Source organism: Aminobacter sp. P4_H6_2 (assembly GCF_056400805.1).
Genome location: NZ_JBFUKO010000815.1, coordinates 1 through 2,061 on the forward strand (window position 1 = coordinate 1; position 2,061 = coordinate 2,061).

The 2,061-nt window shown below is 60.4% G+C and carries 2 protein-coding genes; both read right to left on the minus strand.

The features are described 5' to 3' along the window. Positions 1 to 820, minus strand: an 820-nt coding sequence (locus AC1DUU_RS30495) for an ABC transporter permease (protein WP_476787048.1), incomplete at its 3' end; no start/stop codon positions are given. Positions 821 to 896: 76 nt separating this feature from the next. After that, a complete protein-coding gene (locus tag AC1DUU_RS30500; protein ID WP_476787049.1) occupies positions 897 to 1,880 on the minus strand; it encodes a BMP family lipoprotein in 984 nt (327 codons plus the stop codon). Between the last annotated feature and the right edge of the window lie 181 nt (positions 1,881 to 2,061).

Below are 2,061 nucleotides of genomic sequence, written 5' to 3' on the forward strand. Positions count from 1 at the left end.
CGGCAAGGCCGGCCATGGCGCCGCTGATGCAAATCGCCAGCATGATGTTCCTGGGCACGCTCATGCCGGCATAACGCGCCGCATGTGGGCTAATGCCGACCACCCTGACGGCATAGCCGGAACTGCTGCGGAACAGGAAAATGTAGACGGCGACAGCCAGTGCCAGCGCGACAAGAATGCCGATATGCAGCCTTGTCGGTGGCAGGATGCGCGGCATCCAGGCCTCCTTCAGTAGCTTGGCCGACTGCGGATAGGCCGCAGCCGCGTCCCTCAGCGGCCCGGTGACGAGGTAGCTTGTGGTGATGATGGCGATATAGTTGAGCATGATCGTGGTAACGATCTCGCTTGCCCGGAAGTAGATCTTGAGCAGGCCGGCAATCGCCGCCCAGGCAGCCCCGGCGAGAGCGCCGGCGACGATGACCAGCGGTATATAGAGCCAGGACGTTAGCCCACCGAAATTGACGCCGACGGCCGTTGCGGCCACCGCGCCGGCATAGAATTGGCCCTCGGCGCCGATGTTCCAGATGCTGCAGCGGAAAGCCACGCACAGGCCAACACCAATCAGGATCAGCGGTGTTGCCTTGAGCAGGATTTCGGCAACCGAACGGGTGTCCTGAAACACGCCGAATAGCATGACGCTGAACACGTCCCAGCCGTTGAAGCCGTTGAGGCCGAGCAGAACCGCACCGCATGCCAGGGCGACCAGCACGGCTGCGGCCGGCAAGGCAATTGCCTTCAAGATACGAGACAGGATGCGTCTGGCGCCTTTGAAATGATCCGCGGCGACCGCCACAGGCTGCCCGCTTTCGATATTTGCCATGAATTCCATCGCTTTCAGAACGGGAAAGGACCGGGCGGCCGTTCGTAATGACCGCCGCCCGGTGAAGAATTGCGGCTTACTTCTGACGGGTAACGATCTCGCCGGAGACGATCTTCGCCCTGACCTCGTCGACATATTTTCGGACGTCAGCCGGGACGGTGCCGATGGCCTCGTCGTTGTAGCTGAACTTCATGACGTCTGAGTCCTTCAAGCCGAACACGATATTGGCGTTAGGCTTGAAGCTGCCGGCCTTCACCTCGGAGACTATGCGGACGATGCCCTGCCCGTAGTCGGCCAGATAGGTGCCCAGGATGTTCTTCGGGGCGACGTCGGTATAGTCGGAGTAGACGCTGAATGTCCGTACGTCTGGACCCGCCTCGCGTGCGGCCTGGATAACACCCAACCCGGCTGCGTTGGCATTTGGCACGACCAGCGTGGCGCCTTGGGCGAACATGCTGAGTGCGGCCTCCTTCGCTGCCGTCGCATCGGTGAAGGTGTTGAGGTAGATCAACGGCACGGAGAAGTTCGGGTCGACGCTTCTAGCGCCGTTGACGAATCCTTCGAAGGACTGCTTGATCGGTGGAATTTCCATCCCGCCGATCAGGCCGGCCGACTTGCCCGTCTTCGCCGCAATCACACCCATCAGATAAAAGGGTTCGCTGGAATCGGTGTTAAGACCGATGACATTGCCCTCGTGGATGTAACTCGACGAAATCAGGAAGGTCGTGTCCGAGAACTCCGGAGCGACATTCAGCGCGGCGTCCYGAAACTGGAAGCCGTGGCCGAGCACCACGTCATAACCCTGCGCGGCGTAGTTACGGAACGCACTTTCGAAGGCCGTGGGATTGTCGTGCAGCTCGACATAGCTGACGTCAGCACCTAGCTCTTTTTCTACACGCTTGAGCGCGTCGTAAGCGATGCGGTTCCAGCCCTCTTCCGCGACGCTGCCCGGCACCAGAAGCCCCATCTTGAATGCGTCCTGGGCGAAAGCCTGGCTACCCGCCAGGCCCCCTACCAGAGCAGCTACGCCGGCCAGACAGTTCCGTCTTGTGATCCGCATGATGCCCTCCATTTCTTCTTCATCATGAGTTCAGGGCGAGGCTGGTGCTTATTTCTGCCGGGTCTTGATCTCCCCTGACGCGATCTTGGCCTTCACCTCCTCGACATATGTGCGGACCTCTGCCGAGACAGGCGTTCCGGCCGCGTCGTTGTAGGAAAACTTCATCACGTCAGTGTCCTTC